Source organism: Burkholderia sp. SIMBA_051 (genome assembly GCF_046534915.1).
In the GTDB taxonomy this organism is placed as follows: Bacteria; Pseudomonadota; Gammaproteobacteria; order Burkholderiales; family Burkholderiaceae; genus Burkholderia; species Burkholderia ambifaria.
This window is the reverse complement of sequence record NZ_JAWRXS010000249.1, coordinates 1-274: the sequence shown is the minus strand read 5'-3', so window position 1 is coordinate 274 and position 274 is coordinate 1. Positions and strand designations below refer to the sequence as shown.

The window sequence follows — 274 nt, the reverse complement described above, 5'->3', positions numbered from 1 at the left end:
ATTGCCAAAGGGCGCCAACTCGGGAGCCTGCCAGTAGCACATCCACTGACAATCGGACAGGGGCTGATTTTTGCTGGGCGGCGCTGGCGCGTCCAGGAAGTAGATCAGGAAAACAAGACCATCTATGTGCTGCCTGACCACGGTGGTGCGCCGCCACAATTTGACGGCTACGGTGCAATGGTTCACGACGAAGTTCGGCGCGAAATGCGGCGCGTTCTTGCAAGTGACCAGGCGGAACTCACTCTGGACGCACGAGGTCGTGAACTGCTGCAAG

1 pseudogene is annotated in these 274 nt (G+C 58.8%); it reads left to right on the top strand.

Annotated elements, in window-relative coordinates:
- Positions 1-274: pseudogene (locus tag SB771_RS34395) on the top strand (DEAD/DEAH box helicase); the annotation flags it as partial.